General features: G+C 61.4%; 24 protein-coding genes. 19 read left to right on the top strand and 5 right to left on the bottom strand.

The features are described 5' to 3' along the window. Positions 1-55: 55 nt before the first annotated feature. Both PI93_RS20950 and PI93_RS20945 read right to left on the bottom strand, forming a co-directional pair. Complete coding sequence (locus PI93_RS20950) at positions 56-628, bottom strand: UbiX family flavin prenyltransferase (RefSeq protein ID WP_052240300.1); 573 nt, start codon at positions 626-628, stop codon at positions 56-58. Next, positions 625-1,971, bottom strand: coding sequence for a UbiD family decarboxylase (locus PI93_RS20945; protein WP_039365178.1), 1,347 nt, complete (start codon positions 1,969-1,971; stop codon positions 625-627). Before PI93_RS20945 ends, PI93_RS20950 begins: the two co-directional genes overlap by 4 nt. A gap of 392 nt (positions 1,972-2,363) precedes the next feature. Here PI93_RS20945 and PI93_RS20940 point away from each other — a divergent pair, with 392 nt between their 5' ends. The 6 genes from PI93_RS20940 (at position 2,364) to PI93_RS20915 (ending at position 8,689) form a co-directional block, all read left to right on the top strand. Further along, positions 2,364-3,404, top strand: coding sequence for a helix-turn-helix transcriptional regulator (locus tag PI93_RS20940; RefSeq protein ID WP_224786092.1), 1,041 nt, complete (start codon positions 2,364-2,366; stop codon positions 3,402-3,404). Between the two features lie 271 nt (positions 3,405-3,675). Next, positions 3,676-5,094, top strand: coding sequence for an aldehyde dehydrogenase family protein (locus tag PI93_RS20935; protein WP_236105766.1), 1,419 nt, complete (start codon positions 3,676-3,678; stop codon positions 5,092-5,094). Positions 5,095-5,342: 248 nt separating this feature from the next. Further along, positions 5,343-6,431 carry an NAD(P)/FAD-dependent oxidoreductase gene (locus PI93_RS20930; protein WP_052240302.1) on the top strand — a complete coding sequence of 363 codons (1,089 nt, stop codon included), beginning with the start codon at positions 5,343-5,345 and terminating at the stop codon, positions 6,429-6,431. A 52-nt stretch (positions 6,432-6,483) separates the two neighbouring features. After that, positions 6,484-7,011, top strand: a complete 528-nt coding sequence (locus tag PI93_RS20925) for a carboxymuconolactone decarboxylase family protein (protein ID WP_052240303.1) — start codon at positions 6,484-6,486, stop codon at positions 7,009-7,011. A 9-nt stretch (positions 7,012-7,020) separates the two neighbouring features. Continuing rightward, positions 7,021-7,743, top strand: coding sequence for an aspartate/glutamate racemase family protein (locus PI93_RS20920; protein WP_039365182.1), 723 nt, complete (start codon positions 7,021-7,023; stop codon positions 7,741-7,743). A 148-nt stretch (positions 7,744-7,891) separates the two neighbouring features. Then, on the top strand, positions 7,892-8,689 hold the full coding sequence (locus tag PI93_RS20915) for a MetQ/NlpA family ABC transporter substrate-binding protein (protein ID WP_224786096.1): 798 nt from the start codon (positions 7,892-7,894) through the stop codon (positions 8,687-8,689). A 143-nt stretch (positions 8,690-8,832) separates the two neighbouring features. Here the strand turns inward: PI93_RS20915 and PI93_RS20910 are convergent, their stop codons facing one another. Continuing rightward, positions 8,833-9,468 carry a FadR/GntR family transcriptional regulator gene (locus tag PI93_RS20910; RefSeq protein ID WP_052240304.1) on the bottom strand — a complete coding sequence of 212 codons (636 nt, stop codon included), beginning with the start codon at positions 9,466-9,468 and terminating at the stop codon, positions 8,833-8,835. A 310-nt stretch (positions 9,469-9,778) separates the two neighbouring features. Between PI93_RS20910 and PI93_RS20905 the strand changes: the two genes are divergently transcribed. The 13 genes from PI93_RS20905 (at position 9,779) to PI93_RS20845 (ending at position 21,689) form a co-directional block, all read left to right on the top strand. Next, complete coding sequence (locus tag PI93_RS20905) at positions 9,779-10,918, top strand: cupin domain-containing protein (protein ID WP_144400243.1); 1,140 nt, start codon at positions 9,779-9,781, stop codon at positions 10,916-10,918. An 11-nt stretch (positions 10,919-10,929) separates the two neighbouring features. Next, positions 10,930-12,060, top strand: a complete 1,131-nt coding sequence (locus tag PI93_RS20900) for an LVIVD repeat-containing protein (protein ID WP_039365187.1) — start codon at positions 10,930-10,932, stop codon at positions 12,058-12,060. 34 nt (positions 12,061-12,094) lie between these two features. Then, on the top strand, positions 12,095-12,466 hold the full coding sequence (locus PI93_RS20895; RefSeq protein ID WP_039365188.1) for a RidA family protein: 372 nt from the start codon (positions 12,095-12,097) through the stop codon (positions 12,464-12,466). A 47-nt stretch (positions 12,467-12,513) separates the two neighbouring features. Continuing rightward, positions 12,514-13,107: a glutathione S-transferase family protein gene (locus tag PI93_RS20890; RefSeq protein WP_039365190.1), complete on the top strand. Its 594-nt coding sequence runs from the start codon at positions 12,514-12,516 to the stop codon at positions 13,105-13,107. Positions 13,108-13,191: 84 nt separating this feature from the next. Next, positions 13,192-14,049 (top strand): ABC transporter ATP-binding protein, encoded by an 858-nt coding sequence (locus tag PI93_RS20885; protein WP_236105767.1) that lies wholly within the window; start codon positions 13,192-13,194, stop codon positions 14,047-14,049. Then, a complete protein-coding gene (locus PI93_RS20880) occupies positions 14,046-14,867 on the top strand; it encodes an ABC transporter permease (RefSeq protein WP_052240305.1) in 822 nt (273 codons plus the stop codon). Before PI93_RS20885 ends, PI93_RS20880 begins: the two co-directional genes overlap by 4 nt. Positions 14,868-14,931: 64 nt before the next feature. Next, complete coding sequence (locus PI93_RS20875) at positions 14,932-15,954, top strand: ABC transporter substrate-binding protein (protein WP_224786099.1); 1,023 nt, start codon at positions 14,932-14,934, stop codon at positions 15,952-15,954. A 20-nt stretch (positions 15,955-15,974) separates the two neighbouring features. Further along, on the top strand, positions 15,975-17,498 hold the full coding sequence (locus PI93_RS20870) for an aldehyde dehydrogenase family protein (RefSeq protein ID WP_080758954.1): 1,524 nt from the start codon (positions 15,975-15,977) through the stop codon (positions 17,496-17,498). Between the two features lie 27 nt (positions 17,499-17,525). Continuing rightward, a complete protein-coding gene (locus PI93_RS20865; protein WP_052240307.1) occupies positions 17,526-19,199 on the top strand; it encodes a GMC family oxidoreductase in 1,674 nt (557 codons plus the stop codon). Then, complete coding sequence (locus tag PI93_RS20860) at positions 19,196-19,624, top strand: Rossmann-fold NAD(P)-binding domain-containing protein (RefSeq protein ID WP_039365194.1); 429 nt, start codon at positions 19,196-19,198, stop codon at positions 19,622-19,624. The genes PI93_RS20865 and PI93_RS20860 overlap by 4 nt, the downstream gene beginning before the upstream one ends. Before the next feature lie 304 nt (positions 19,625-19,928). Next, the gene (locus PI93_RS20855) at positions 19,929-20,408 is read left to right on the top strand and encodes a carboxymuconolactone decarboxylase family protein (RefSeq protein ID WP_039365307.1); all 480 of its coding nucleotides are present in this window, start codon (positions 19,929-19,931) and stop codon (positions 20,406-20,408) included. A 9-nt stretch (positions 20,409-20,417) separates the two neighbouring features. Continuing rightward, complete coding sequence (locus tag PI93_RS20850; protein ID WP_039365196.1) at positions 20,418-21,173, top strand: SDR family oxidoreductase; 756 nt, start codon at positions 20,418-20,420, stop codon at positions 21,171-21,173. A 21-nt stretch (positions 21,174-21,194) separates the two neighbouring features. Continuing rightward, on the top strand, positions 21,195-21,689 hold the full coding sequence (locus tag PI93_RS20845) for an Ohr family peroxiredoxin (RefSeq protein WP_039365198.1): 495 nt from the start codon (positions 21,195-21,197) through the stop codon (positions 21,687-21,689). Positions 21,690-21,693: 4 nt separating this feature from the next. Here PI93_RS20845 and PI93_RS20840 read toward each other — a convergent pair whose 3' ends face one another. Together PI93_RS20840 and PI93_RS20835 are read right to left on the bottom strand one after the other, a co-directional pair. Continuing rightward, entirely contained in the window at positions 21,694-22,698 is a 1,005-nt protein-coding gene (locus PI93_RS20840) for a LysR family transcriptional regulator (RefSeq protein WP_039365200.1), read from the bottom strand. 162 nt (positions 22,699-22,860) lie between these two features. Continuing rightward, on the bottom strand, positions 22,861-23,277 hold the full coding sequence (locus PI93_RS20835; RefSeq protein WP_039365202.1) for a cupin domain-containing protein: 417 nt from the start codon (positions 23,275-23,277) through the stop codon (positions 22,861-22,863). Positions 23,278-23,354: the final 77 nt, after the last annotated feature.

Genomic DNA, 23,354 nt, shown 5'->3' with positions numbered 1-23,354 from the left:
CGAGAAGTCCGAAGGTTCTGCCGCCCGGTTTCCAAACTAGCCGGGCGGTCTTTTTTTAGCGGGCGAATCCGTTCCAGCGAGGGTAGGCGTCTTCGGCGTTGAGCCCAAACTGGTCCAACATTCGGTTGACGGTATAACCGACCAGATCCTCCACCGTCCTTGGTTTCGCGTAAAACGCCGGCAAGGGGGGCATCACTACACCTCCCATCTGCGTGACCATCGTCATGTTTTGCAGATGGGCCAGCGTCAGTGGCGTTTCGCGTGCGAGCATCAGGAGCTTGCGACGCTCCTTTAGCGTCACGTCGGCGGCGCGCGTGATGAGGTTGTCATCGAATCCATGGGCGACTGCCGCAAGCGTTTTCATCGAGCACGGCGCGATGGCCATGCCGTCATGCACGAACGATCCACTGGCGAGGGTTGCGCCTACGTCGTTGATGTCGTGCATGAAGCTCGCGGCATTTTTCATGTCGGCTTTGTCGAGATTCATCTCGTCATGAAGCGTCATCCACCCGGCTCGCGAGACCACCAGGTGGGATTCGACCTCCCTCTCGCGCAATGCCGAGAGTAGACGCACGCCATAGACGGCGCCTGTCGCACCGGTGATCGCGACAACGATTCGGCGCGTCATTGTGTCAGCCCCTCGCCGGCCAATTGCGGCAAGTAGTCGAGCAGATCCAGTGTGGTGGTACCGGGAATCGATTTACGTTCGAATTCGGATTCTCGTCCCCACGGTTTCGTTGCGTCGATCGCAAGGCGTCCCCAGTGGTCCTTATGCGGGTCGCGATAGAAGCCGGGTACGTCGGGAATCACCAGCGTGCGGGTATCCGCCCGCCCTCGGGTAAGAAAGGCCCATATCACTTCATCGAGGTTGTAGATGTCGATATCGCTGTCGACGACGATACACAGCTTGCTGTAGTCAAGATGTGCGCCCATCGCTGCCAGCAGGACATGTTGCGCGTGGCCGTCATATTGTTTGTCGATCTTGATGACCGTATTCATCACCGTGGGCTGGCATGACACATCGAGAACACCGCGGACCTGCGACGCGACTGACTTGTAGATCCTTGCTGCGGTGGCAGCCTCCAATGGCCTCAAATCTTCGTTCGAGCCGCAGATCAACCCGTGGAACACCGCGTTTTTTCGCCAGCCGACATGCGTGACTTCAAAAACGTGGTTGTCGCCGACGTCGACGTAATAACCCATGAATTCGCCGAACGGGCCTTCTGGGCGTCTCACATTCGGCAAGATCCGGCCTTCTATCACGATGTCCGCTGCGACCGGCACGTCGAGAGCGACCGTGTGGCCACGTCGCATCGCGATGGGGCCGCCGCGCATGGCCGACGCCAGCGCTATCTCGTCGCCATCCGGGGGGAGCGACACGCATGCCGCCATAAAGAGTTCTGGCGCCGCGCTGATCAGAATGGCGGCTTCCAACGCCTCGCCGCGTGCCTCGGCGGCGTGCTGGTAACGGGCAAGGTCGTGTGAGCTACCGAGTCTGATGCGCAGTTCGGTGTCGGATATCACCATCGACCGGTGAAACGATAGATTGGGAATGCCGGTGTTCGGATCTTTGGCCAGGAATAGCCCGGAGGTAATGTACGGCGCGCCGTCGCGTTCGTGGTACGTGAGAATCGGGAGGTCGGAGAGCTTGCCCGTCTCCCAGTCGTCGGGCTGTGTCACGAACTCGACAGATTTCTCCAGTGTGGCGGCAAGCGTGATTTCTTTGTCGAGGCGAGCGCAGAAAGTCTCGTCGTCGGCGCACCGAATGATCTCGCGAAGGCGCTGATGATCGCTATATAGATTCATTACCACCGGCATCGCCGAGCCGCGTACCCGTTTGAAGAGCACCGGCCGGTTGCTAACGGTTTGGAGGCGGCGCGCCACGGCTGCGGCCTCGAAGCGCGGCTCCACCTCACGTTCGACAGTCAGGAGTTCGCCGCGTGAGTGCAGCTTGGCGAGGAAGTGTCTCATGCAAAAGCCTCAATAGCGTTAGGGAAACGGTGGCTGGCTCAATGTCGTACTGCTGGCAGCCACGTGTCTGAAGACATGGGTATGCCGAACTGCGTTGCGCTGGTTCGAGGCACGAAAGAGATATATCGCAGGGCAGGGAAGGGGATATTGGCGAAGCGTATGCAGAGTTAGGGATCGCGACTTTTTTGAGATTCCGGCACTCGAATTTGACCGAATTTGGGGGGAACCAGAATATCGATCGGCCAACGTCGCCTTCTATAATCCATGAACGCCTTACGGACTGGCAGGGACTTATGACTCACGCACAGATATCTGTTTCCACCCCCGAGGCCATTGCGTCATCGCCCTGCTCCGGGTTGTTTCGCACGGCGCTTGCCGGCACGGGTTCGCGCTTGACGGAAGCGTTTCATCGAGTGCGGGCCGCCGCCGATTGTGTGGTTGCGGCGGAATTGGGGCTTTATGGCCGTACCGTACACGTACCGGGCGAGTCCGAAGAGGGCACCTGGAAGATGATCAGCGTGCGAGACGAGATATTTATTGTGGTGTCGGACTGCCACTACGCTCGCGCCCGCTCGGAAATGGTTCCACCGGAAGGGTTTGTCGAGTTCCACTATCTCGTATCCGGTCCGGCGGAGGTCGATCTTAGCGAGACGGGACATGTCCATGTCAGCGCGCCCAACCTGATGATTTGCTATCAGGGTGCCGATTTACGATACCAGGTCACTTGCGCTGCGGGCGTTTGGCGCGCGATTGGTATGTACGTGTCGCGGAAATACTTCGACAAGGTGTTGCGTTCGCTGGGAGAGGAGGCGGATGGCATTCGAGCGAAGCTTGCCTCGGTCACCAGTGACCAGATCTATCACTCGCAAATGCGGTTGAGCATGGAGGCGCTCCATGTGGTGGAGCATTTGTTGGCGAGTCCCTACCACGGCGCTCGCGAGTTGATATACGTGGAAGCAAAGTGCGCCGAAATACTATGCGCGAGTATCGGCATGTGGATTGCCAGCCTCGACGTCAGTCAGTCAGGTGAGATATTGTCATCGCGCGATTTGCGCCTGATCGGACGCGCACGCGAGCTTATCGTGGCGGATCTGCAAAAGACGATGACAATTCCCGAGCTGGCTCGCGCCGTGGGGACAAACGCGTCAAAACTGAAGCGTGGCTTCAAGTTCCTTTACGGGGTGACGATATTCGAATACAGCCAACGGTGCCGTATGCACGAAGCCCTCAGGTTGCTGGTGCAGGAGCGCTTGCCGGTCGGACAGGTGGCGTTGGCGGTCGGTTACCAGCATCAGACGAGTTTCACTACCTCATTTCGCGACTTCTTCGGCTTCTCCCCCAAGGACGCGCGCCGCCTCAATGGCTCGGACAGTGCGGCTCCCACTCGAGAGATTCCGGATGAGGACAGCCTTCCCGAGCGCCCCGTCGGCTAACAACGGGGCCTCTTCGGAAATCAGCTTCGTCGGTACGAAAGAGACGACGACATTGCGGCCTGAGTCTTGCGTGAGCATTTCGACTTCGGCGACGTAAAGTATTTGACTCACGCATTTAGAAATAGGAAATCGGGCGCTTCGCTATTCCCCTTGTTTTTGCCCACGGATTGCCTTGTTACGATCAAAGGAAGGTTTGCCGTGCCGATGCCGAGAGCTTCGCGCCGAGCATGCTTCTTCTGAAATTTGCTTAAATGAGGCGATCATGTCAGCAATGGAAGTTCGCAATCCGCGAACGGGACAATACGACTATTCTCTTAACGCCGCGTCGGCTGAAGCCGTCGGCGACATGGCCGATCGCGCCCGCGCAGCGCAGCGGCAGTGGGCCGAGCGTGGCCTCGAATATCGCACGCAAATTCTGATGGCCTGGGCCGATGTGCTAAAGGCGCATGGGGCCGATGTCGTCGCGGCACTGTCGGTCGATACGGCTCGTACGCGCATCTCCGAGGAAGAACTGGGCGCCGTAATTCACTTCATCCACGGATTCTGTGAAGCGGCGCCTGAGGTGCTCGCGACACCTTTTCGTAAGGTCGCTTCGCATCCGGATGTCGTTTTCAAGGTGACTTACGTTCCCTATTCGCTCGTTGGCGTCATCAGCCCGTGGAACTTCCCGTTGGTGCTCTCTTTTATTGACGCGATTCCAGCGTTAGTAGCCGGTGCGGCCGTCATTATCAAACCGAGCGAAGTCACGCCACGATTCGTCGAACCGCTTCGGAGAACGATTGAAGCAGTTCCGGGACTGAAGGACGTCATCCAACTCGTTCAGGGTGGCGCGAGTACCGGGCAGGCGTTGGTAGCCAATGCCGACGCGGTAGTGTTCACGGGCAGCATCCCGACCGGGCGAAAGATTGCCGTCGCAGCGGCCGAAGCATTTATTCCGGCATTCCTGGAGCTTGGTGGCAAAGATGCCGCCGTCGTGCTTGAAGGGGCCGATGTCGAACGCGCGGCTACCAGCATCTTGCGCTCGGCGCTCTACAACTCGGGGCAGGTGTGTTACGCCATCGAACGGGTTTACGCACACGAGTCACTGCATGATCGGCTGGTCGATGAGATGGTCCGACAGGCCGGCACGCTTAAACGTAGTCTGGCAGCAGGGGATGGGGGCCATTACGGTCCGATGATTTTTTCGCGGCAAGGCGCGATCATCGATGCCCAACTCGATGATGCCGTGGCAAAAGGCGCCCGCATCGTATCGGGCGGCAAGAGTCAGACAGTGGACGGTGCCGTCTGGATCGATCCGACCATTGTCGTCGGTGTGAGTCATGAGATGACGTTGATGACGGAGGAAACATTTGGCCCCGTCGTGCCGGTGATGAAATTCGCGTCGGAGGACGAAGCTGCGCACCTGATGAACGATAGTCAATTCGGGTTGTCCGGTGCGGTATTTGGTCCCGATACGCATGTTGCAGGGAATTTTGCGTTGAAGATGGAGGCTGGTGGGGTCAGCATCAACGACACCGAATTGCCACGTGTGATGATGTTCGATGGCGAAAAGACGGCATTCAAGCAATCGGGCATGGGCGGGTCTCGATACGGCGCGACCAGTCTGTTGCGATATGTGCGCAAGCGGGCATTGCTCGCCAACGAAGGTGCTGTTCCGCCGCTGTCAAAGTTGGAAGAGACGTTGTCGTAAGGGCGGATTGCCGAGTTTCCATGTCGATGCTTGTCGAGAGCGGATTCCGTTGCAGATCTTTCGCAACGGACCGCTCTTTGTGTTCCTTCTTCCCTTTCCACAACCCCCTGAATTTGCTTATACGAATACGGTGGTTCGCGCGCAGAACACCCTGCGATAGGCTTCTGACTTGTTCGTGTGGCGGGATTTCCTCGTGATATCCGTGTTAGCGCCACGCAGTCTTGTCGGCCTCTCGGAAAGCATTCGTCATGTATATCGTTGTCGGTGCCGGAATCATCGGTGCTTCGGTCGCGTATTTCCTTGCTCGCGCCGGCGCTCCGGTCACCGTGATCGACGCCGGTCGAATTGCCGGGGGCACCAGCAGTGCTTCGTTTGCCTGGGTAAATTCACACAACAAACCGCCACGCGCGTACCACGACCTGAACGTTGCCGGCATGCGCGCGCATGCGACCCTGCGAGATCAGTTCGAATCTGCACCCTGGTGGCATAGCGGTGGCACGTTGGCGTGGGAGGGCGGTAACCCGCAAACCTATCGCGCCAAGGTCGCCACCTTGCAAGACTGGGGGTATCGCGTGCGATGGCTCGATCACGCGGAGGTAAGCGCGCTGGCACCGGATATCGACATCGGTGCCATCGGCGATGCGCCGATAGCGTATTTTCCCGATGACGGTTGGGTCGACCCGGCCGTGTATTGTCAGGCGCTGCTGGCTGCGGCTTGTGAACGCGGCGCGCGCCTACTGACGCACACGCCGGTGGCGGGATTGATTCGCCGAGGCGAGCGCGTCGTCGGCGTGCGTACCGAAGCCGGTGAAGCATTGGATGCCGACACGGTCGTCAATTGCACTGGCCGCTGGGCCGGCCAGCCGGCCTTTGCTGACGTTCAGCCAATTCCCCTGAAGCCCTCGGCAGGACTGATGGCCTTCACGCCGCCGTTGGCGCACAGCATCAGACGCGTGATTTTTTCCCCCGAAGTGCATATCCGTCCCGATGGCGCCGGGCGTCTGATGATCTGTCACAACGATCTGGACCTGCCTATCGACGCCATCGCGTCGCAGCATCTATCCGATGCGCAACGCTTGCTTCATGCGGCCAGCAAGATCCTGCCGCTGCTCGCAGGCGTGCAAGCCGAAGCTTTACGCGTGGGGGTGCGAGCGCTGCCTGCCGACCAGTACCCGGCTGTGGGGCCAACGCCGGAGGTACCAGGCTTTTACTCCGTCATTACGCACAGTGGCGTCACCCTTGCGCCATTCCTTGGCGAGGCTGTCGCTGACGAAATCCTCCATCGGATCGCGCGACCTGAACTCGCGACTTTCCGCCCCGAGCGCTTTCGCGCCTGAGGGTTCCGATCCTGCGATCCCCGGACTTACTACCTCTCAAGAAAGGATTTCCATGGCACGTATCAAACGGGTCGAACGCGAGACCCTCGACGCTCAACGCCAGCTGGCTTACGACGAAGAGATCGCGCGCGTTGGTCGCGTCACCAACATGAAGGGCACGATCCTGCATTCCCTTGCGGCCCATCAGGCCTATCACGGGTCGTATCTGATCAAAGCCGAACTGATCAAATTGCTGGGTAAGCGGGCTTTCAATGTCTACGCCTTCGCGATCTCCTCCGGCTCGGACTGCCTGCTGTGTTCCACCTTTTTCCGTCAGGCACTCAAGGCCGAGGGCGTCGACGCACGCGACTTTGAACCGACCGAGACGGAGCAACTGCTCACCGAACTGGGCAGCACCATCGGCGGCAAGCGGGCCAAGTCATTAGACGACAGCCTGTGGGTTCGCCTGAAGGATCGGTTCGACGATACCGCCATCGTCAACCTGATCGGTTTCGGCGGCACCATGGTCGCCACCAATATCTTCAACAGCCTGCTGGAAGTCGATATCGACAGTTACCTGCAAGACCCGGCCGCTCAATAGGAAATGACGATGAACGCCCCCATCCGCTCCAAAACCTACTACGGCGCGAGCGTCGGCATCCTGATGGTGAAGACGCATTTCCGGCGCTATCTGGGAGACATCGGACACGCTGGCACCTGGCCGTTCCCGGTGCAATACCGCATCGTGGACGAGGCAGTCCCTGCGAAGATGACCGAACTGCACAACATTAGCCTGCTGGAACCGTTCAAGAAGGCGGCGCGCGAGTTGGTGGAGGCGGGTGTCGACGGCATCACGACCACCTGCGGCTTCCTCTCCATCTACCAGCAAGCGTTGGCCGACGATTGCGGCGTTCCTGTGGCGACCAGTGCGCTGCTTCAGGTGCCGATCGTCAAGCGTTTGATCGCCTCCGATAAGCAGGTCGGCATTCTCACCTACAACGCCGAATCGCTGAACGGCAGGTATCTGGAAGCCGTTGGCATCGATCCCGACACGCCGGTATTGGGCATGCCACAGGACTCCGAGTTCGTGCGCTCCATTCGCGAGGGCGACGACACGGTGCCGTATGCAACGCTGCGCCGGGAGGTGCTGGCGTTGGCTGGCCGTCTTGTAAGCGAGCACCGGAGCGTGGCGGCAATCGTCCTTGAGTGCACGAATCTGGCGCCGTTTTCTGCCGATATTCAGGCCACTTATGGCGTGCCCGTCTATGACACGGTTTCGCTGGTGAACTGGTTTCAGGCGGGACTGCGCCCTCGGCGTTTTGCGCCGGAATAAGCCGTCCCGGGGTTGCCGGCGCCTATCCGCGGTTGACCCGACTAAGAGACATGCGCATGACGGCGTGCGAAACGTTTCGCGTCCAGCGCCATTTCCATCGACAGACTTCTCATCCACTCAACGCAACTTCGACCTTCGGAAGACCATCGTGAATCTGCTTCGCCTCGCCAAGACAAGCTTGTTATATGCCGCCGTCTCTCTGGCTTCGGTCGCGCCGGCTATTGCTGCCGACAAACCGCTGCGTGTGGGCGCTTCGCCCGGTCCCTACAGCGACTTCCTGCAAGAGGCCGCCAAGATTGCCAATGCGGAAGGATTCCCCGTGAAGGTCATCGAATTCACGGAGCCGACGCAGATCAATGAGGCGACGCAGGCCGGCGACATCGATCTGAACAATTTCCAGCACGTACCGTACATGCTCAGACAAAACGAGTCGCGCGGGTACAAGATCGTGTCGATCAAACCCAGCTATGTGGCTCCTGCCGGCATCTACTCGGTCAAAGTGAAGTCTCTCGATCGTCTGCCCGACGGCGCCAAGATCGCCATTACGAATGATCCGGCTAACGAAGCGCGCGCCTTGTTTCTGTTGCAGAAGGCTGGACTGATCAAGCTCAAGCCCGGCTCGGGCATCAATGTTGGCTTGTCCGACATTGCCGAGAATCCGAAGCACCTGAAGATCGTGCTGCTTGATGAAGTCCAGGTACCGCGCGTGTTGGTCGATGTGGATGCCGGCGTTGTGAATCTGAATAAGGGCGTATTGGCCGGCCTCAATCCCAAGGACGCGCTGTTGCTCGAAGACAGGACCTCGCAGTGGGCCATCATCTGGGCAGCCCGGGCCGATCGCAAGGACGACCCGCGCATCGCCCGCTTCATCAAAATCTTCGAGTCCGACCGAATCAAGCAGTTGATTCTCGCCAAGTTCAACGGGACGGTCATTCCTTCCTGGTAAGCAAAGGGATTGCCCTTGAAAGAGGGGGGCTTCCTCGCCGTGCCGTCGAGCGTTCGTCTTCGGCACGGCCGCATCGCACTGGCCCCTGCGGCGTGATGCGCGGCCGACCGATCCGGCGGCGGCGAGCCGTTCGCTACGGCTCGCTAATTGCTCTGACTCCCCGGCACCATCCGCGCCATGATCTGCTCCCGCACGCGGATCAAATGCTCGCGCATTGCCGTTTCGGCCAGATCGGGAGCCCGATTCCGAATGGCTTGCGCTATCGCCTGATGCTCCCGGTCACGCTGCCGGATACGGTCCGGGCAATGCGGCACCGGTTGCTGCACGTGTAGGCGAATGTCGGAGCCGACTCGCCGGATGATCTGATAGATGTCGGCAGCCAGGGCATTGCCAGACGCCGCGGCGACCGCTCGGTGAAACGCGAGGTCCGTCGATCCCCGATCGGCGCCAGGCGATGTCGTGGCCGCGCGCTCGATGCGCGAAATTTCGACCGGTGTGGCCCTGACCGCCGCCAGACGCGCCAGAAATGGCTCGAGCGCCAACCGAAGTTCGATCACCTCCAGCACATTCGTGTGCCCGGCCAATATTTCTCCGTTGCGCCGGGACTGTCCCTCGCTTCGCCCGCGCGGAGATTCGAGCTCGCCTTCATCGCGCAGCACCTTCAGTGCATTACGCAACTGGTGACGTTTCACGCCCAGCTCGTCTGCCAACTGACGTTCTGCCGGCAGCGCGTCGCCGTTGGCGAGGCGACTTCGCAAACTCTCAACCAAATCGACCATCACTTTTTCTCTTTGCCACAACCAAGGCATCTGGTTGCATGCCAAAAAAATCTTCGAGGCAGCATGATAGCGGAATTTGTAACCATCGGCTAACGCACTGGATGCTTTGCTAATTCGTCATCAAGCTTTGCAGTCAACGTTCTGGTGAGTTTTTTTCGCCTCCCATGGTTGGAGGTTGGTTCAACCAAAAATTCAACCAAAGTATATCAACCAAAACGACCAAATACATTTTTGGTTGACACAAAAAATTTGTATTGATCTAATCGTTTGCATCAGCGGTTCGTGAAACCCCACTCGGAGGTAGCGCAGCATGATGCAAGCCACGCAGGACGCCACCGTTCGCTCCAGCGAACAGGAAACCCGGCAGATGTATGAGGAGATTGGCAACGCGCATCTGTTCCCGTTTTGGGCCAGAAGCTCGGACGTCGAACACGACGAGATCAAGCAACTGATGCAGGGCCAGCGTGCAGTGCCCTATGTCTGGCGGTACCAGGAAGTGCTTGAACCGCTGTTGCAGCAGTCCGCGCGCTTGATTTCCACCGCCGACTCAGATCGCCGCTCGTTGATCCTGACCAATCCGGGGCTCAAGCCGAGACGAGCGACCGTGACCACCATGTACACGGCCTACCGGCTCAACGATCCGAACGAGATCATGCCGCCGCATCGCCACACGGCGAGTGCGATCCGGCTCGGGTTGACCGGATCGCAAAACTTCACCGGCGTCGAGGGCGAGGACGTGGTATTCGGGCCGGGCGACATGGTGCTCACGCCGCGCGACACCTGGCATAACCATGGCAACGTCGGCAATGAGCCGGCCATCAACCTGTCGGTGCTCGATTACCCGCTGGTCGAAACGCTCAACGCACTCTCGTTCGATCACGACTACAGCGAAGGCGGTGCCGTCATGCGCAAGCAATCCGCGCGCTTTCCTGCGGATTACTCGGCGATCACCTATGGCGCTGGCGGGCTGATGCCCCGCTTTGTCGACCACCGGCGCGGCGCCAATGGCTCGTCGCCGATGTTCATCTATCGCTACGAAGCCGTGCGCGAGCTGCTGGAGAAGCATCGCGAGTGGGCGGAGAACGCATACGAAGGATTGCGTATCGAGTATGTCGATCCGCTGCGAGGGGGCCCGGTCTACAAGACGATGACGTTCTTCATGCAGATGCTGCGTCCCGGCGAGCGCACGTTGCCGATGAAGCAGACGGCCAGTCTGCTGGTCTCGCCGATGGAAGGCGAAGTGCGGGCCGTGCTCGATGGCGAAACCTTCGTGACGAAACAGTTCGACACGCTTGCCGTACCCGGCGGGACGTGGGCCGAATACGAGAATACGAGCACCACGCAGCCGGCCATCGTATTCATCGCGAGCGACGAGCCGGCCTTGCGTGCGTTCGGCCTGCTCCAACGCTGGGGCAAGACCGCTGGCGGCGACGTCATGCTTCTCGACTAAGGGGCGCCTCCATGGCCAAGGCGTGGAACACGCGGCTCGTGAGCCACATCGACTGCCCCGGTGGCGGGCAGGTGTGGATCGATCGCAACATCCTGTATGTCTCGCACATGCGTCCGCCAGCGGGCACGTCGATCTACGACGTCTCCGATCCCAAGCATCCACGCTTGCTGGCAACGCTTGAAGTGCCGATGGGCTGGCATTCGCACAAGGTTCGCGTGCAGGACGGCGTGATGCTCGTGAACTACGAGAAATTTCGCGAAGGCGCGCCGGACTTTGGCGGTGGGCTCGGCATTTTCGATATCACGCGACCGTCCGAGCCGCGGCTGATCTCGCGCTGGTATTCCGGCGGTGAGGCCGGCGGAGTGCATCGCTACGACTTCGATGGCCGCTACGCCTATATCTCGCCAACGGCGGAAGGCTTCGTCGGCAACATCGTCAAGATCCTCGATCTGGCGAAGCCCGAGTGCCCCGAGGAAGTGGGGCGCTGGTGGATTCCGGGGCAGAACGTCGGCGCAGGCGAGGAATATCCGTGGGACGACTACGTGCGCCCGCGGTGTCATCACCCGCTGCGCATGGGCGATCGCCTTTACGTTTCCTATTGGCACCACGGCTTCTTCATTCTCGATATCTCGGATATGTCGTCGCCGAAGCTGGTCTCCGGCATCAACAGCAGCCCGGCCCATCCGCACCCGACGCACACCGCCTTGCCGATCCCGGGCCTCGTCAAAGGGCGTCGCGTCATGGTGGTGGCGGACGAAGACGTCGCCAAACTGCGCCCGTCGCCCCCGTCGTTCGCCTGGGTCTACGACATCACCGACGAACGCCAGCCGATGCCGATATCGACGTTTCAGGTGGCCGGTGTCGATCCCGACGGCGCGCCGCGCGAACCGATGTCGGGGTGTCACCAGCCCTCGGAGCGCTTTGTGGGAACGACGTTGCCGTTTGCATGGTTCGCCAAGGGCATGCGGCTGGTCGATATCGCCGATCCGTTTGCGCCCAAGGAGATTGCCTTCTACGAACCTGACGCCCCCGCCGGTTGCGAGCGTGCCTCATCCAACGACGTCACGATCGACGACCGGGGTCTCGTGTATCTGCTCGACCGGCAGCAGGGCGTCGACATCATCGAATGCTTCCCGGGATGACCGCCGGACGCCCACGACAACGAAGAGGACGGTAATGACGATTTCGGTACATGGCAAAAAGAACCCCAACCTGCCGTTCCATCCGGCGGTTCGGGCGGGGGACTACGTTTTCGTCTCGGGGCAGGTCGCCAAGGACGAAGAGGGGCGCATGGTCAGCGGCACGATCGAGGAAGAGACCCGCGCAACGATCCTGGCCGTGCAACGCGCACTGCGCGAAGCGGAGTGCGATCTGGCCGATGTCGTCAAGGCGACGGTCTATCTCGAAGACGCCCGCGACTTCGGCCGATACAACGGCGTGTTCAAGGAGTTCTTCCCCGACGGTCGCCTCGCGCGGACCACCGTCGAGGCGCGCGCCGTGATTACGACGCGCATCGAGATCGAATGCATCGCTTACCGGCCGCTGTGAAGCCATTGAATCGGCCAAGACACTGAACATCACCTGAGGACACCGACATGCTGAAGCTCTACGGACGTGCAACATCCGGCAACGTGCAGAAAGTCATCTTCCTTCTCGAGGAACTGGGCAAGCCCTACGAGCGGCTGGATTACGGCCGCCAGTTCGGCAACACCGGCACGCCGGAATACCTTGCGATGAATCCGACCAACAAGGTGCCCACGCTCGCCGACGGCGACCTCGTCATCTGGGAGTCGCACACGATCCTGCGCTATCTCGCGAGTCGGCACGCGTCGCTGTATCCGGACGATCCCGCGCAGCGCACGTTCGTCGAGCGCTGGATGGACTGGACACTGGCATCGCTCAACCCGGTCTATCTCGCGGGTTTCAAGGACGCGAAGAAGCCGAAGGATGAACAGTCCGCCGATACAGGGCCGAACCTCGCTGCCGAGCTGAAGATTCTGGACACCCATCTGCGTGAGGTGCCGTGGTGTGCCGGGCAGTCGTTCAGTCTCGCGGACGTGGCGTTGGCACCGCTGGTCAAGCGCTGCGTGAATTTCCCGTTCGAGTTGCCGGCGTTGCGCGGCATTACGGCATGGCTGGCCCGCATCGAGCAGCGTCCGGCGTTCGTGAAAGCCACGAGCGCAGGGTAAGCGGGCATCGATGCAGACGTGCTTGCCGCGTGCTCACCGGGGCGCGGCGATATTCCAATAAAACAGCAAGACTGGAGTCTCCCTATGGCAAGTCCCGATCAGCCGGAGATGTCGCCGCGGACCCGCTCGACGGCGACGGCGACGACATCGTCTGAGCCGTACATCAGCGTCAGCGGTCTTTGCGTCGATTTCGAGACGCAGGGGCGTATCAATCGTGTGCTCAACGACATTCATTTGTCGGTCGAGCGCGGCGGATTCACCTCGCTGGTGGGGCCGTCCGGCTGTGGCAAAAGCACGCTGCTCAAGGTGCTTGCGGGATTGCAGGCGCCCACGACCGGCCGGGTAAGCGTGGGCGGCATGACGCCGGCCGAGGCGGTCCGGCAGCGTCGCATCGGCCTGGTGTTTCAGGATGCGGCGCTCATGCCGTGGAAGAGCGCGTTCGATAACGTCTGTCTGCTGATGGAATTGGTTGGCACGCTGCGCGACAAGGATGCCATTCGCACGCGCGCGCTCGAATTGCTCAACATCGTGGGGCTGGGGCATGCGGTGGATCGCAAGCCGTCGCAGTTGTCCGGTGGCATGCGGCAGCGTGTCTCGATCGCGCGAGCGTTGGCGCTCGATCCGGAAGTGCTGATGATGGACGAACCGTTCGGCGCGCTCGATGCCATCACCCGCGAGGAGATGAGCGATTTTCTGCTCGATCTCTGGAAGCGCACAGGCAAGACGATCGTTTTCGTGACGCACTCGATTGACGAAGCCGTATTCCTGTCGCGCGAAGTCACGGTCATGGCGACCGGGCCCGCGCGCATTCTCGAATGTCTGACGGTGCCGCTGGCGTATCCCCGCAACGAAGATAGTTACGCCACGCTGGCATTTGCCCAGACGGCCTCGCATCTGCGCAAACGTCTCAAAGAGGGCCATCGGGCCGGGAGGACATCATGAGTGCGTCGCCAACTGACGTCGTACCGGCTGGCGCGCGCGGCCGTGCCGCCCCGAAACCCTTTCGCGGTCTGTGGCGCGCCGGGCCGGGAGTCGCGCTGATGATCGCGTTGCTGGTGCTGTGGGAAGCCGGATTACGCGTGTTCGATGTGCCGGCATTTGTGTTGCCGACACCCACGCAGATCGTCGGTGCATTGGTGGCGAAGCAGTCCGAACTTGCCGCCGCCGCGTGGGTGACGGCGCGAGAGGTGCTTTACGGATTCGTGCTGTCCTCCGTGGTGGGCGCGGCCCTTGCCATCTGTATCGCGCGTTTCGAGCGGCTGGGCAGCGCTGTCTATCCGTTGATGGTGGTCTTCCAGAACGTGCCCAAGATCGCGCTCGCGCCGATATTCGTGCTCTGGTTCGGCTACGACCTGATGCCCAAGATTCTTCTCATCGTCGTGATGGCGTTCTTCCCGGTGGCACTGAACATGCTGGTGGGCCTGCGCTCGGCCGATCCGAATCTGGTGGCGCTGCTCAAGTCGGTCGGCGCAACACGAACCCAGATTCTGATGCGCGTGCAGATCCCTCACTCGTTGCCCGCGTTGATGGCCGGTATCAAGGTCGCGATCACGTTGAGCGTCATCGGCGCCATCGTCGGTGAATTTGCCGGCGCCTCGGCAGGGCTGGGCTACGTGATTCAGTTCGCCTCGACACAGATGCAGATGCCGCTGGTCTTTGCGGCACTCGTCGAAGTATCGCTGCTCGGCGTGCTGTTCTATTACGCCGTCGAGTGGTTCGAGCACCGCTTCATTACATGGGGAGGCGAAGCGCGTCACTGAACGCCATTCGCCGGGATGTCGTTGCGTCAACTTTCTTAGCGTTCCTTCTTGCAGGAGTACCAGCGTGAGCAGATTGAGCAAACTGTTTTCGGTTCTTCTCGTGTCGATGTCGTTGCTGGGGGCGGCAGCCCCGGCGGTGGCCGCCGACGACGTTATCGTCCAACTGGACTGGATCGTGCGCGGCAACCACGCGATGTTCTTCGTGGCGCGCGACAAGGGCATGTTCGCGAAGCAGGGCATCAACGTGACAGCGATCCGCAAAGGCACCGGCTCGGTCGACGCACTGCGCATGGTGGCCAACGGCAGCGCGCAATTCGGATTCGGCGACCTCTCGACGTTGATGGTTGCCCGCACACAAGGGGCATCGAATACCACGCTCGTGGCCGTGAATCAGAAAAGCCCGCTGGCGATGGTGTCGGTCAAGTCGCGTAAGCCGCTCAATTCGGCCAAGGATCTCAAGGGCATGAATGTCGGCGTGCATCCTGCCGGTTCGACATATGTGTTCCTCAAGGCCTTCCTGAGCAAGAACGGCATGTCGCTTGCGGACATCAAGCAGAGCACGGTGGCACCGCCCTATGAGAACTATCTGGTGATGGGGCGCGTCGATGCCGTACCGGGGTATATCGACGCCGAAGTGCCGTTGCTCGAAGAGAAGACCGGCGGGCCGGGCTCGCTCTCGATATTGCAGGCGGCCGATCATGGGCTGAACGTGTACGGCTCGGGCATGTTCGCCTCGGACAAGATGGTGGCGGCGAATCCGCAACTCGTTCAGCGCTTCGTGAACGCCTACATGGAAGCGTTCGCCTATGTCATCGCCCATCCCGACGAGGCCGTCGCCATCGTGGTCAAGGCCAACCCCGAATACAAGGGGCAGGAGAAGATCCTCGCCGAGCAGCTCGACGCGGATTTCAAGCACACGATGTATTCGGCCGACACGGCGGCGAACGGCATCGGCTGGGTCGATGGCAAACGCTGGGGCGAGATGTTCGACATCCTCCAGAAAGAGGGTTCGATAGACGCGGGCGCGAAGCCGAGTGCCGGTTTCGACATGAAGTTCCTGACGGCCGCCAAGCCGTTGCGTAAATGAGGTGACCGGAGATGACAGCCATGACGTCTGAGATTTCCCCGACTTCCGGAAGCTCCGCAACGCGAGACAGTGTTCCAGGGTTGGTCCTGCCGGCACATGACGGGCTCTACTACGGCGGCGCATGGCACGCTCCGCGTTCGGGGCGCTATGCCGACGTTTTTAGCCCTGGTGACGGATCGCGCATCGGCCGTGCGGCGATCGGCGACGCCAGCGATGTCGATGCCGCAGTCGCCGCCGCCCGCGAGGGATTTGCCGTGTGGCGCGATACGCCGCCGCTGGAGCGGGCGCGCGTGCTCAAGGCGGCCGCCGTCGAAATGCGCAAGCATGCTGCCGATCTCGCGTTGCTCGACGCCGCCGACTGTGGCAATCCCGTCGCCGAAATGGCGGGCGACGTGATGGTCGCGGCGGCGCTGTTCGAGTTCTTCGCCGGACTCGTCACCGAGATGAAGGGGGTGTCGATTCCGATGGGGCCGGAGGCGCTCGACTTCACGGTGCGCGAACCGGTCGGCGTCGTCGCCAGAATCGTGGCGTTCAACCATCCGTTCATGTTCGCCGCGGGCAAGATGGCGGCGCCGCTTGCGGCGGGTAACGCGGTGATCATCAAACCGCCAGAGCAGGCCCCGCTGTCCTCGTTGCGGCTTGCCGAGATCGTTGGCGGTCTATTTCCGCCTGGCGTCGTGTCGATTCTCAACGGCGGGCGAGAGGTGGGCGAGTCGCTGGTGTCGCACCCCGGCGTGGCGATGCTCGGGCTGGTCGGCAGCATACCGACGGGGCGGGCGGTGGCGCGGGGTGCCGCAGAGCGCATCAAGCCGATGTTGCTGGAGCTGGGCGGCAAGAACGCCCTGATTGCCTACCCCGATGTCGATCCTGACGCGCTTGCTGCCGGGGCAGTGGCCGGCATGAACTTCACTTGGTGCGGCCAGTCGTGCGGGTCGACCAGCCGGTTGTTCCTGCACGAAAGTGTCTACGAGGCGGTCATCGAGCGTATTGCCGAGCGATGCAAGGCCTTTGTGCCCGGTCTTCCGACCGACCCGAAAACGAGCATGGGCGCGATCATCAGTCATGCGCAACACGCGCGGGTACTGGAATACATTGCATCGGCGCATGAGCAGGGGGCGCGACTCGTGTTCGGCGGCAAGGTGCCCGACAACCCGGCGCTGGCAAACGGCTACTACGTCGAGCCGACGGTGTTCTCCGATGTCGATCCGCAAATGCGCATCGCGCAGGAGGAGATCTTCGGTCCCGTGCTGTCGATCATCAAATGGCGCGACGAAGCGCAGATGCTTGCCGACGTGAATGCGCTTGACTATGGGCTGACATGCGCCATCTGGACGAACGATCTGGAGAAGGCCATGCGCACCGCGTCGCGCGTGAATGCCGGGTACGTGTGGATCAACGAAGTCGGCAAACATTTTCTCGGCGCACCCTTTGGCGGTATGAAGCAGTCGGGCATGGGGCGCGAGGAATGTCTCGGCGAAATGTTGTCGTTCACGCAGGAAAAGAACATTCACGTCAGTCTGCGCCGCGTTGCCGCGCCTTGCTGACCCGTCAACCGATTGCAGGACGCAGGCATGCAAACCACATTTGATTACATCATCGTTGGCGCGGGTTCGGCGGGTTGCACGCTCGCAAATCGTCTGACCGAAGACCCCGACGTTCGTGTGCTCGTGCTGGAGGCCGGCGGGTGGGATCGCGACCCGTGGATTCATATTCCGCTCGGCTGGGGAAAGATCCTGACCAAGCGGTTGCACGACTGGATGTACGACTGCGAGCCTGAGGAGAATGTCGGCGGACGCAGCGTGGAATGTGCGCGGGGCAAGGTGGTTGGCGGGTCGTCGTCGGTCAACGCCATGGCGCACGTCAGGGGCAATCGCGCCGACTTCGACCGATGGGCGCGCGACTACGGCGTGCGCGACTGGTCCTTCGAGGCGGTGCTGCCGTATTTCCGCAAACAGGAGCGCTGGGAGGAGGGCGGTGACGCATTTCGTGGCGGCGACGGGCCACTGAACGTGCAGCGGTGTCGCTACGAGGACCCGTTGCTGGGGGCGTTTGCCAAAGCCTCCGTGACGGCCGGGCACCCCTGGATCGATGACTACAACGGCGCGACACAAGCCGGCTTCAGCCGTCTCCAGATGACGATTCACAACGGCCGTCGTTGTAGTGCCGCCAGAGCCTATCTGCATCCGGCGCGTGCGCGTGCGGGGCTGTGGGTCGAAGTCGATGCGCTCGCCTCTCGCATCGTGCTCGAAGGCGACAAGGCGGTCGGGGTCGAGTACTGGCAGAACGGCGTCAAGCACGTGGCGTTGGCTAGCCGCGAAGTGTTGTTGTCGGGCGGTGTCATCAATACGCCGCAATTGCTGATGCTCTCGGGCATTGGCGACCCCGAGCGACTATCGACGATCGGTATCCGGACGCAAGTGGCAAGTCCGGGCGTTGGCCGCAATCTTCAGGATCATCCGTCGGTGATCGTGATGTATCGCCGCGCGACACCGGGGCCATTCCACCGCATGATGCGTCTCGACCGAATCGGCGTGCAATTGATCCGCGCGTATCTGACGGGCAAGGGATTTGCGGCGGATGTGCCGGGCGGCGTCGTCGGTTTCATGCATAGTGGCGAGGCGCCGGTGTCCAGCGATGCTCCCGACTTGCAACTGTTGCTGACCGCTGCCCCGCTCGGGGCATGGCCCTACTTCAAGCCGATCAAGCAGCCGTTCAACGATGGGTTTGCGTGCCGCACGGTGTTGCTGCATCCGGAAAGTCGAGGGGAGGTGCGGCTCGCCTCGAGCGATCCTTCCGCCAAAGCACGCATCCATCAGAATTTCCTGTCGACGCCTTACGATTGGGCGGCGTTGCGCGCATCCGTGCGAATTGTGCGCGATCTGGCCGCGCAGCCGAGTCTTGCCCCGTATATCGGGGCGGAAATCGCGCCAGGACCGTCGAGCTCGTCCGACGCCGATATCGACGCATTCATTCGCAAGACGGCGATTACGGTCCACCACCCGGCGGGCACCTGCCGGATGGGGCGTGACGATGACCCGATGGCGGTGGTCGATAGCGAACTGCGCGTAAAGGGGGTCCGAGGGCTGCGCGTGATCGATGCCTCGGTGATGCCGGATCTGACCTCGGGCAACATCAACGCGCCGGTCATCATGATTGCCGAACGCGCGGCCGACATGATTCGCGGGCGTGTACCGATGCGTACCGACGAGGTGGTGCGCGCAGACACCGAAGCGGTGCCGGCATGAAGCTCGCGCTCGCCGGACTGCGGCGGCATCGCGTGGTCGTCACACAGCCACTGGATGAGGCGGCCATCGAACGTCTCGACCGTTTTTTCGATGTGGCGATGTGCGACCCGGCAGAGGCGATGTCGCGCGACGTTCTGAGCGCGCATCTTCGCTCGGCAGCGGCCGCGCTGGTGGGGGCGAGCGATGTGATCGATGCGCAGATGCTCGCCGGTCTCGACGCACTTCAGGCCGTGTGCTGCCTGACACCGAGCGAGCCGCAGATGGACATCGAGGCGATGACGCGAGCGGGCGTGCGGGCCATGTCGTCGCCCGATATTGGTCGTGCGGTGGAGAACCTTGTCGCCGCGTTCGGTTTCGGCAGGTTGGGCGGACGCCCGCCCGACCTGCTGAATCCGGAATTGCTTTGCGATTGTTGTAGTTTCTGAGCCTGATAGCCCGCGCTTGCGGCGCTCGTCAGCCTTGCCGCCTGGCGCCACCCACGGCTCGCGAGGCCGACGCGGGGTATCGCGCCACGCGCGCACCCCGGGCCACCCCGTCGGATGACTCCCCCTGCGGTAATCCCTTCCCGAAATAGCGCATGTCAGCATTGTTGTTATTGAAGCAACACGATGCTCCCTTGCCGGGGCCTTCTGCTGGCTTTCTTACGGGCCTACGATTCAGGCGTTGTTCAAGCTTTTGCGACGCCCGTCAGGCATTGCCGGGACGCGCCAACCCATCGAGGTAGTCATCATGAGTCAACGTCTGAACGCTTTTGCACAATCGCCCGAACTGTTCAAGAAGCTCGTCGAATTGGGCATGCTCCTGAAGTCGAGCGCGATCGAGCAGTCGATCCTGGGTCTCGTCGAGATCCGTGCTTCCCAGATCAACGGCTGCGGCTTCTGTCTGGACATGCACGTGAAGGAAGCCAAGATTCGCGGCGAACACGAACTGCGCCTGCATCACATTGCGATCTGGCGCGAATCCACCGAATTCACGCCGCGCGAGCGCGCCTGCCTCGCCTGGACCGAAGCGCTGACCACGCTCGCCGCTCACGGCGTGTCGGACGAAATCTATGAACGCGTGCGTGCCGAACTGACGGAAAAGGAAATTTCGGACCTCAGTTTCGCGATCATGGCAATCAACGGCTGGAACCGTCTGAACGTAGGCTTCCGGACCGTGCCGGGTTCGGCCGACAAGGCCTATGGCCTGGACAAGGCGAAATTCAACTGAGGAGCCGTCATGAAAATTCTGGTCATCGGTGGGACTGGGTTGATCGGCAGCAAACTCGTCAGGGTGCTGATCGAACGTGGGCATGAGGCCATCGCCGCGTCGCCTGCCACGGGCGTGAATACCCTGACCGGCGAGGGGCTCGACGATGCACTCGTCGGCGTTGACACCGTGGTCGATGTGGCCAACTCCCCCTCGTTCGAGGACGAAGCCGTGCTGACGTTCTTTCAGACGTCGGGCCGCAATCTGCTCGCGGCCGAGGCGCGGGCCGGCGTGCGTCATCACGTTGCGCTCTCGGTGGTGGGCACGCAGCGTCTGGCCCAGAGCGGGTATTTCCGCGCCAAGATTGCGCAGGAAGCCCTTATCGAGCAAGGCGGCATTCCGTACACCATCGTGCATTGCACGCAGTTCTTCGAGTTTCTGGGCAGTATCGTGCAATCGGCGGGGCAAGGTGGCGAAGTGCAGCTCTCAACCGCGTTCATTCAGCCGATCGCCTCCGATGACGTGGCATTGGCCATGGCCGATGCGGCGCTGGCTGCCCCGGTCAACGGCATCGTCGAAGTCGCAGGACCGGAGCGGGTACGATTGGCCGAGCTGGCGCAACGGTACCTGCGCAAGATCGGCGACTCGCGCACGGTTCACGCCACTCCCGGCGCACGTTACTTCGGTGCGGCGCTCGACGACGACACGCTGGTGCCCGGCCCGGATGCGCGTTTGGGCAAGATCGACTTCGAAACCTGGTTCAGCCGCACGAACGACAAAAAGTAGCGGAGAACACGGGGACCTTCAATGAGCAAACTGCGGCCTCCTCCTCACAGTCTTCTGGACAAGTACCGTGGCGAGGATTTTCATCCTCTGTACACCACGAGCGTGACGGTACGCGGCGGGGAGGTCGCGGATGGCCGCGCCTCGGGCATCGCGATCTCCGACGACGGCGAGTTGTTCGTGGAGTTGCGCCTGCCCGTCGAGCTGGGCGGTGTGGGCGGCGGCACAAATCCTGAACAGTTGTTCGCCGCTGGCTATGCGGCCTGCTTTCATGGCGCGCTCAGCATGCTGGCCGAACGCGCGGGCCTATCGATTCCCGACGCTTCGGTGACCGCGACGATCACCTTTGGCCGGGATCCCGTTGACGGCTTGTTTGCCCTCACCGCCGACCTCAACATCCACTTGCCTGACATCGCCAAGGTCGTGGCCGAAGAACTGGTGCGCAACACGGAACGCCTGTGTCCGTATTTCAAGATGACGCAGCACGGTATTCAGAGCGTCGTGGGGCTGACCCAATAGCCGTCTACGCTTGCTTGAGTTGCCGGTCGTCCAGAATCTGCAAGTCCATCGCACGTATGTGCTCTGTCATGTAGTCGATGAAAACGCGAATGCGTGTCGGCAAATGCTGGCGACTCAGAAAGCACATGAAGTGTCCCCGGTCGTCGGGGGCGAACTGTGGCAGACAGGTGACCAATCGTCCGGCCCGTATGTGGTCGCACACCTGATACGCCGCCATTTGCGCAATACCCTGAGCGTCGAGCACCGATTGCAGCACCAGATCCGCGTCGTTGAACGTCAGCATGGCGTTCGGCGAGACCTTGCGCAACTGGCCGTCGAGCTTGAACTCCCATTCGTACACGCGTCCGGACGCAAACCGGAAATTCACGCACTGGTGCCTGGCGATCTCGTCGACGGTCCTGGGAAGGCCGTGTTTGGCGGCGTAGTCGGGGGCGGCGCACAGCATCATCTGCATGGGAATGACCTTCTTCGCGATCACCCGGCTGTCTTCCATACGGCCGTTTCTGAACGATACGTCGATACGGTCCGTGGTGAAGTCCGTGGGCCCGTCGTCAAGCACCAGATCGATCGAGATGTTCGGATTAGCCGCCCGAAACCCGTGGAGCAGGGGTGCCACGATCTTTCGCCCGAACCCTACCGTCGAGCACACTCGCAATTGCCCCGAAGGGGGTCCCTGGCGCATCTCTCGCATGTCCTCCAGGGCCTGAATGATCCGTTCCACGCCCGGATGGCACTGTTCGTAGAAGCGCTTGCCTTCCGCGCTCAGTGAGGTGCTGCGGGTGGTACGAATAAAGAGTCGCGTGCCGAGCTGATCTTCCAGTTTCTGCACGCTTCGGCTGACCGCCGAACGTCCGATGCCCAGACGGTCGCCCGCCTTGGCAAAGTTGCCTTCCGCCGCCACGGCGATGAAGGCCACGACACCGGCATAGCTTGTCGTGAAGCTGTCGGCCAGAGCGTCCGCACTATTGGAGGGCGGGGCGAGCGGTGAGGCGGGTAAGGGCGTCGGCATGATGACAGATTCGCGGTTGGTTGTTCCTGCTGGTAAGACGGCCCAGCAACGCGTTCTGTGACATCAGACAAAAAAAACTGGCCCTCCCAAAGGAAGGCCAGCTTCAAGGCACGCCCGGGAGCGGGGCGCGGGGAAGCGGCGTAGGGGAAATCGGGGGGAGGGTTACTTGACCGGAATCAGGGCAGGTGCGCCTTGCTGCTTGATCAACACCACCAGAAACCTGGCCGGCTTGGTCTGGCTGGCATTGCGGCCGACGGTATGGATGTCTTCGGGACCCTCGTAGAACGTCTGACCGGCGTTGAGCGTGACTTCCTTACCGCCCTTGACCTGCATGACGATGCTGCCTTCGAGCACGTACACAAAGCCATAGGCGTTGTGACGATGAATCGGATCGGCTGCGCCGGGAGGGTAGTCGACGGTGAGCATCAGTGCGTCTTTGCCGGGAAGGTCCGGCAGGGCCTTGTCCATCAGCTCGGTCACGATGGGTTGTGGCGGTGCGGCGTGGGTGACCGGTCCGAGGAATGCGCCGGCAGCGGCAAGGGGTAACGCGCGTGTGGCGAACTTCATGAACTTCAGCATGGCATGTCCTCGGCAAGGGAAGTGAGGTCCTCATCGTAGGAGCGCCTGCGGTGCTGCGGTAGCACCGCGCAGGGGAT

The organism is Pandoraea fibrosis (assembly GCF_000807775.2).
Lineage (GTDB): Bacteria > Pseudomonadota > Gammaproteobacteria > Burkholderiales > Burkholderiaceae > Pandoraea > Pandoraea fibrosis.
Note: the sequence above shows the minus strand (reverse complement) of the source record. Positions and strands in the feature narration are given on the sequence as shown.

Excerpts from the sequence above, each read along its gene's own strand:
- PI93_RS20865 (WP_052240307.1), top strand. The coding sequence starts at position 17,526 with ATGCAAACCACATTTGATTACATCATCGTTGGCGCGGGTTCGGCGGGT.
- PI93_RS20880 (WP_052240305.1), top strand. The coding sequence starts at position 14,046 with ATGAGTGCGTCGCCAACTGACGTCGTACCGGCTGGCGCGCGCGGCCGT.
- PI93_RS20905 (WP_144400243.1), top strand. The coding sequence starts at position 9,779 with ATGATGCAAGCCACGCAGGACGCCACCGTTCGCTCCAGCGAACAGGAA.
- PI93_RS20860 (WP_039365194.1), top strand. The coding sequence starts at position 19,196 with ATGAAGCTCGCGCTCGCCGGACTGCGGCGGCATCGCGTGGTCGTCACA.
- PI93_RS20935 (WP_236105766.1), top strand. The coding sequence starts at position 3,676 with ATGGAAGTTCGCAATCCGCGAACGGGACAATACGACTATTCTCTTAAC.
- PI93_RS20850 (WP_039365196.1), top strand. The coding sequence starts at position 20,418 with ATGAAAATTCTGGTCATCGGTGGGACTGGGTTGATCGGCAGCAAACTC.
- PI93_RS20890 (WP_039365190.1), top strand. The coding sequence starts at position 12,514 with ATGCTGAAGCTCTACGGACGTGCAACATCCGGCAACGTGCAGAAAGTC.
- PI93_RS20840 (WP_039365200.1), bottom strand. The coding sequence starts at position 22,698 with ATGCCGACGCCCTTACCCGCCTCACCGCTCGCCCCGCCCTCCAATAGT.
- PI93_RS20870 (WP_080758954.1), top strand. The coding sequence starts at position 15,975 with ATGACGTCTGAGATTTCCCCGACTTCCGGAAGCTCCGCAACGCGAGAC.
- PI93_RS20920 (WP_039365182.1), top strand. The coding sequence starts at position 7,021 with ATGAACGCCCCCATCCGCTCCAAAACCTACTACGGCGCGAGCGTCGGC.
- PI93_RS20845 (WP_039365198.1), top strand. The coding sequence starts at position 21,195 with ATGAGCAAACTGCGGCCTCCTCCTCACAGTCTTCTGGACAAGTACCGT.
- PI93_RS20855 (WP_039365307.1), top strand. The coding sequence starts at position 19,929 with ATGAGTCAACGTCTGAACGCTTTTGCACAATCGCCCGAACTGTTCAAG.
- PI93_RS20885 (WP_236105767.1), top strand. The coding sequence starts at position 13,192 with ATGGCAAGTCCCGATCAGCCGGAGATGTCGCCGCGGACCCGCTCGACG.
- PI93_RS20895 (WP_039365188.1), top strand. The coding sequence starts at position 12,095 with ATGACGATTTCGGTACATGGCAAAAAGAACCCCAACCTGCCGTTCCAT.
- PI93_RS20945 (WP_039365178.1), bottom strand. The coding sequence starts at position 1,971 with ATGAGACACTTCCTCGCCAAGCTGCACTCACGCGGCGAACTCCTGACT.
- PI93_RS20930 (WP_052240302.1), top strand. The coding sequence starts at position 5,343 with ATGTATATCGTTGTCGGTGCCGGAATCATCGGTGCTTCGGTCGCGTAT.
- PI93_RS20950 (WP_052240300.1), bottom strand. The coding sequence starts at position 628 with ATGACGCGCCGAATCGTTGTCGCGATCACCGGTGCGACAGGCGCCGTC.
- PI93_RS20835 (WP_039365202.1), bottom strand. The coding sequence starts at position 23,277 with ATGCTGAAGTTCATGAAGTTCGCCACACGCGCGTTACCCCTTGCCGCT.
- PI93_RS20910 (WP_052240304.1), bottom strand. The coding sequence starts at position 9,468 with ATGGTCGATTTGGTTGAGAGTTTGCGAAGTCGCCTCGCCAACGGCGAC.
- PI93_RS20900 (WP_039365187.1), top strand. The coding sequence starts at position 10,930 with ATGGCCAAGGCGTGGAACACGCGGCTCGTGAGCCACATCGACTGCCCC.
- PI93_RS20925 (WP_052240303.1), top strand. The coding sequence starts at position 6,484 with ATGGCACGTATCAAACGGGTCGAACGCGAGACCCTCGACGCTCAACGC.